The sequence below is a fragment of the Cyanobacteriota bacterium genome, assembly GCA_025054735.1.
Taxonomy (GTDB): Bacteria; Cyanobacteriota; Cyanobacteriia; order SKYG9; family SKYG9; genus SKYG9.
Genome location: JANWZG010000216.1, coordinates 1 through 6,568, shown reverse-complemented (window position 1 = coordinate 6,568; position 6,568 = coordinate 1). Strand labels below are relative to the sequence as shown.

The following is a 6,568-nucleotide window of genomic DNA, read 5'->3' as shown; positions in this document are numbered from 1 at the left end:
CGCTATGTTGCCAACAGTCAAAACAGCCCTGCCGTAGGTCATTTCTGGGTTGCACTAATCTCCTCTCGCAGGATTTTTGTAGCTTCCACCATATTTTTCAGGGAGGGAACCACTTCTTCCCAGCGGCGAGTTTTTAGCCCACAGTCAGGATTTACCCAGAGTTGTTGCAGGGGTAGGTTGGCTACAGCGGCCCTAAGTTGCTTGACTAAGTAGTCTGTCGTTGGAATAACTGGACTGTGGATGTCGTACACGCCATTGCCAACTTGGTGGGAATAGCCGCCCGCGGTGATCTCTTGGAGGGTTTGGTTGTTACTCCGACTGTTTTCGATGGAAATCACATCTGCATCCAGACGTTCGATGTCTTGGATGATGTCACCAAACTCGCAGTAGCACATGTGAGTGTGAATTTGTGTCTGGGGTTGGGCGATCGCCGTTGCTAGTCGAAACGCATCCACTGCCCACGAGAGGTACTCACTCCAGCGCTCTGGCTTTAGCGGTAAGCCTTCCCGCAGTGCGGGTTCATCTACCTGAATCACCCGGGCACCCGCCGCTTCTAAATCAGCAACCTCTGCCCGCAGCGCTAGGGCAATCTGGAATGCCTGCTCCTGTCGGGAAATATCAGCACGGGGAAAAGACCAGTTGAGAATTGTCACTGGGCCAGTGAGCATTCCCTTTACAGGTTTTGTGGTCAAGGCCTGGGCCACCTGAAACTCTCGCACAGTCATAGGTTGGGGACGGGCAACATCGCCATAGATAATGGGGGGACGCACATAGCGACTGCCATAGCTTTGCACCCAGCCCTGTTCAGTAAAGGCAAACCCAGAGAGTTGCTGCCCAAAATATTCCACCATGTCGGTGCGTTCAAATTCACCATGCACCAGCACATCAATGCCAATCTCTTCTTGGAGTTTAATGCACTCGGCAATTTGAGCATCGATCGCAGCTTGATAGTCTGCTTCAGACAACTCTCCTCGCTTGTACTTCACCCGCAGTTGTCGGACTTCGGGGGTTTGGGGAAAAGACCCGATCGTGGTCGTAGGGAGAATCGGCAACGGGATCTGTTGGTTGATACGGAGGGAATAGGAGAGCGATCGCTGAAAGTCATTGATAGTTAGATTCTTCAGCGCCGCTTGCACCGCTTGATTAGCAGGGCTAAACTCATGGAATGCCTGCCACTGGGTTTGCAAAAGGGCCAAGCGATCGCTGGGATCATCCCCCGCTAGGGTCTGGGCTAACATTCCCAACTCCTCTAGCTTCTGCTCTGCAAAACTCAACACCTGCCGCAGGGGTTCTGGTAGGTTGGTTTCTCGCTGGGCATCGTAGGGTACAAATTGCAGGGAAGCCGAGGGCTGGATCCGCAAGTTAGGAGCAATGCTCTGAATCTCCTCCAGGGTTGACAACACCGACTCAGGGCGAATTTTCCAAATATTCCGGGCATCCACAATGCCTGCACCCAACTGTTTGTCTGCTGGGAAGCCATGCTGCCGCAACAGATCTAAATTACGGCCACGGGTAAAGTCCAAACTAATGCCTGCTACGGGTAAGGCCATCACCCAGGGATAGGTAGATCCTAGGTCATCAAAGTAGGTGGCCAAGTGCAGGGGCAAGCCCACCTGAGCCAAGGCAGCATAGGTAGACTGATACAACTCCCGAAGGCTGTCTGCATCGCCCAGCACCAGCGCCGGTTCATGGATTTGCACCTCGGTTACCCCCAGCTTTTTCAGGTCGCTAAGCAGGAGAAGATAGCGATCGCACAACTCAGCCACAACTGATTCTAGAGCCAACTCCAGCCGACTCAGGCGCAATAGGGTTAAGGGGCCAAGCACAATGGGAACGGCTCGTTCGCCCAACAGCGTTTGCGCCCGCTGCACTGTTGCTAGAAAGTCACTAAAATCCGCGGGCTGCAATGACTGGGCCACTTCAGGTACCAGGTAGTGATAGTTAGTATCGAACCACTTGGTCATTTCCAGGGCCGGAATGCCATCCTTGCCCCGTGCCATAGCAAAGTAGCGCTCCCATCCAGTCAGGGATTGAAACCGTTCTGGAATTATTCCTAGCCGAATGCTCCAATCTAAAACGTGATCATAAAACGTGGTGTCACCAATGCCAATGCGATCGATACCTGCGTCTAGCTGTGTCTTCCAGTTCTCAAGTTCAACCGCTTGCACCGTTTTTAACAAGGTGTCTATGTCAGACTTCTGGCTCCAAAAGGCTTCCAGTGCCTTCTTCACCTCACGGTTTTTACCAATGCGGGGATATCCTAACGTTGCCGTTTGCAGGGTCATAGCTGTAGCGTCCTAAACATTCTATAAGGAGTTACTGATAGTTACTGAGAAATAGTTACCAAGCCCCTAATCCCAGACTGTAGGGCAATCAGGTCTACGGCGAAGACTGAAGTCCTCCCCAAAAGCAATCCGTAGCTTCAATGCGGGAAACTGCTGACAAGCAAATTTACGAACAAAATCTCCCCAAGTCTCCGGTCAGGAAAAGGCCCGCATCCACACGCCGTCAGGACAGCTATCTTGGTTGCCAACACACACATTGACTACCCCTGACCACCTTGACTCACGTCAATCTTGCTGCATCTTCTACCTCTTGTTTTCAGATTGCTTTCAGTCAGATTGCTTTCAGATTTTGTCTTCAGATTGCTTTCAGCTCGTTTCGATAGTCAACTCAAAACGCTACAACCTCAAATATTGACTAAACGCCGATCGCCTACTATCTCGCAGAACATCACAAAAGCTCAACGTTTGCATCATCCGTACCTCGCAGATGGTTAAGTAAAGGGTCAACAACTCGGCGGGCATTCTGACTTAGAGAGTTGCGCCTCTCCTCACAGCTGCGGGACAGCGGCAGATTTGCACTGCACTTTCCCCCTTGCGTCTGATGGCTGCTCCCCACCAGAACCGAATTGCCTTCACCATAACACAGTTGCAATTCAATTCAGCAGCGTCACCCTGCATTTCTTGATCGATGGATTGCTGAACCACTTTATAAGATATAGATATAGAGTCTCTCTAGAACTACTAGCGCTACCCATAGAGTAAACACTGATCCAATTTGAATTTCTTGCCCTATACTGAGGCGGACATGGGCTTTACCTTTGCGCGGGTTCCCTCCTGTTCAGTACTGCAAGAATTTTGGTTCTAAACACCTACAGGCCAAGTTCGTTCGAGGTTCTGAATTGACGATCGCACAGCTGCGATCGCTAGTTTTGCAACTTCTTCAACGCCGCCTCTCTTGCCAGTCTTTCAATCTAGCAATGGTCTACTATGAAAATTCCATTAACTGCTGAACCTATACCATCGGCGATGCTCAGCCCAACGGTCAACCATATTCAGGTGATGCGGCGAAACGGTTCGTTCGCGCCGCTTGACGTTACCAAGATCCGGGCCGTTGTCAATTGGGCATGTCAAGGTCTGTCAGTCAATCCAATCACCTTAGAAGCTCACCTCACGACCCGGTTGCGCTCTGGCATTACCACACGTGAGATTCAAGACAATCTGATCCGCTGTGCGTTGGATCTGTGCAGCCCAGATGACCCAGATTGGCGATATGTGGCTGGACGGTTACACACTTGGAGTTTGTGGAAAGACATCCAAGTCAGCCGGGGCTATCGATATGGAGACTATCCCCGCACTGTCCAGGCAAAAGTCTTGCAGGGGCAGTACGATCGCCGCATGTTAGATTACTCTGCCAGTGAACTAGCGATCGCCAATCAATGGATTAATCCAGACTGGGACTTAGATTATGACTATGCAGGTGCAGTTCTTTTAAGCCAGCGGTATTTGCTAGAAGACGAGCTACCGCAAGAAGCATTGCTAACCTGTGCCCTACTGCTAGCTACCGTAGAAGCACCTGCACACCGATTAAGCAAAGCTAGACAGTTTTATGAAGCCATTGCCCAGCGCAAAATCTCCTTAGCAACGCCAATCCTGGCGAATCTCAGAATTCCAAATGGGTCGCTAGCCAGTTGTTTCATTACGGCAATGGATGACGACTTAGAAAGTATTTTTTCTGGCATCCATGATGCAGCTCGCATTTCTAAGAATGGTGGTGGTGTGGGGGTCAACTTGTCCCGCATTCGCGCTGTGGGCAGTTGGGTCATGGGCAAGGCTAATGCATCTGGCGGGGTGGTGCCTTGGATTAAGCTGCTCAACGACACCGCGATCGCGGTCAATCAAGGTGGTCGCAGGGCTGGAGCAATTACCGTCAGCTTAGATGTTTGGCACCTAGACATTCCTGAATTCTTAGAAATGCAGACCGAGAACGGCGATCAGCGTCGCAAAGCCTATGACGTGTTTCCTCAGCTAGTAGTCAGTGACTTGTTCATGCACCGTGTAGAAGCCGACGATGATTGGACATTGGTAGACCCCTATGAAGTGCGAACTAAACTGGGTATCGAGCTAGCGGAACTGTGGGGCAAAGCCTTTGAAGCGGCCTATAGCAAAATCGAAGCATGTTTAGGTAGAGAAATTACTCTCTACAAACAGATAAATGCCCGGGTTTTATTCAAACAGATCATGCGAACACAACTGGAAACAGGAATGCCCTATCTGTGGTTCAAAGACACGGTGAATCGGGCTAATCCCAATCCTCATGAAGGTTACATCCCAGGGGGTAACCTCTGCCAAGAATCGTGGTCGAACGTTAAGCCAGGTGAAGAAGCCCATACGTGCAACTTGGTGAGCATCAATCTAGCCAACTTAGAAGATGCCGAACGGGAGTACATTGCCCAGATTGCGGTGCGGATCCTAGACAATACGATCGAACTAACTACAGCGCCCTTTGCTGCCAGTGCTGCCCATAATCGCAAATACCGCACGATCGGGGTCGGTTGCATGGGATTAGCCGATTGGTTAGCTAAACGCCATCTCACTTACAGCCATTTGCAAGAAATCAGTGATCTGTTTGAAGACATCGGCTACTACTGCACTGCCGCCTCCATGGAACTAGCCAAGGAACGGGGAGCTTACCCAGCCTTTGCTGGCAGTGAGTGGAGCAAAGGACATCTAGTAGGAGCAAAGCCTGTCGAATGGTTTGAGCAAAATGCCAAGCATCCTCAGCGGTGGGTACAGCTATCTAAGGATATTCAGCAGTACGGGATTCGTAACTCTCACATCACGGCGATCGCCCCCAACACCTCGTCTTCTCTCGTGCAAGGCTGTACGGCCAGTGTATTGCCCGTTTACAGCAAGTTCTTTTACGAAAAATGGTCTAAAGGAGCAGTACCAATTGCACCTCCCTATATCCGTGACTGTTTCTGGTTTTATGTCGAGAACAAAACCCTGCCTCAGCAAACAGTGGTTCGGGCGATCGCCACCATGCAGCAGTGGATTGATACGGGCATATCCATGGAACTATTGTTCAACCTGAATGCAGGCGTATATTTTCCCCGTGAACCCGATCGTTGTCTCACCGCAAAGGATATTTTTGAAACTCTAATCCTAGCCTGGAAACTAGGCTGTAAAGCCATCTACTACATTCGCACTGTGCAGAAAGACAGCTTCAAAGAAGCCACTGATGACTGTGCAGCGTGTGCCAACTAACACCCACTGATAACCCCGACTGGAAAGACTGACATGGTTTTAAGTCTACAAGCGCGATCGTTTTCACCGACTACTGCCCAGCGGATGCCGATTAACCCTGTTTTTAATCCCAACGGCAATGATGACAGAGGCCATCGCGCTATCTGGTTTGGCGAAACTACCAACCTGATGCAGTTAAATGATGTCCGCTATGGCTGGGCAATTGGCCTATATCGCCAGATGCGAGAAAACTTCTGGATTCCTGAGAAAATTGACATCACCCAAGATGTGACTGACTATGCTAATCTCACCCCTGCTGAACGGCGTGCCTTTGATGGCATCCTCAGCTACCTGACCTTCCTTGATTCGGTGCAAACCTGTAATGTGCCCCATCTCAAAAACAGCGTCACCGCCCCGGAAGTAGCTCTGTGTATGGCAGAGCAAACTTCCCAAGAAGCGATGCACAATCAGTCCTATCAATACATTATTGAAACTGTCATTCCCAGCGATCGCCGTGCTCAAGTTTACGAGTTTTGGCGCAGCGATCGCGTCCTCAAGCAACGCTGTGAATTCATTGCTGGACTCTATCAAGCCTACGTCGATCACCCAACTCCAGAAAACTACTTTGTGTCTCTCTTAGCCGATTACTTACTGGAAGGCCTATACTTCTACAACGGATTTATCTTTTTCTACAACCTCGCGTCTCGCCTGTTAATGGCAGGAAGTGCTGATATTTTCCGCATGATCAACCGAGATGAGCTTTCCCATGTGCGGCTGTATCAAAAACTGATTCCCGCCGCCATGCAAATATTTCCCCATAGCTTAGAGCAAATCTATGAAATGTTCGCCCTAGCCGTAGAGCACGAGACAAGGTGGACGCATCACATTGTCGGAGACAACATCCTTGGTATTACCGCTGCTAGCAGCGAACAGTACACCAAGTATCTGGCAAATCAGCGCTTGAGAGCAATTGGCCTAGAGCCACTGTTTCCAGAAATGATCTACAAGCAAAGCCCCTATGCCCATCTAGAGAAGTTTTC

General features: G+C 50.2%; 3 protein-coding genes and 1 riboswitch. Of the genes, 2 read left to right on the top strand and 1 reads right to left on the bottom strand.

What is annotated here, in order from left to right; all coding sequences use genetic code 11:
• Positions 1 to 38: 38 nt before the first annotated feature.
• A complete protein-coding gene (metE, locus tag NZ772_11335; protein MCS6814138.1) occupies positions 39 to 2,285 on the bottom strand; it encodes a 5-methyltetrahydropteroyltriglutamate--homocysteine S-methyltransferase in 2,247 nt (748 codons plus the stop codon).
• Positions 2,286 to 2,780: 495 nt separating this feature from the next.
• Positions 2,781 to 2,926: riboswitch (cobalamin riboswitch) on the bottom strand.
• Between the two features lie 385 nt (positions 2,927 to 3,311).
• Here metE and NZ772_11330 point away from each other — a divergent pair.
• Together NZ772_11330 and NZ772_11325 are read left to right on the top strand one after the other, a co-directional pair.
• Positions 3,312 to 5,549 carry a ribonucleoside-diphosphate reductase subunit alpha gene (locus NZ772_11330; protein MCS6814137.1) on the top strand — a complete coding sequence of 746 codons (2,238 nt, stop codon included), beginning with the start codon at positions 3,312 to 3,314 and terminating at the stop codon, positions 5,547 to 5,549.
• Between the two features lie 84 nt (positions 5,550 to 5,633).
• The coding region (locus NZ772_11325) for a ribonucleotide-diphosphate reductase subunit beta (protein ID MCS6814136.1) at positions 5,634 to 6,568 on the top strand (935 nt) is incomplete at its 3' end.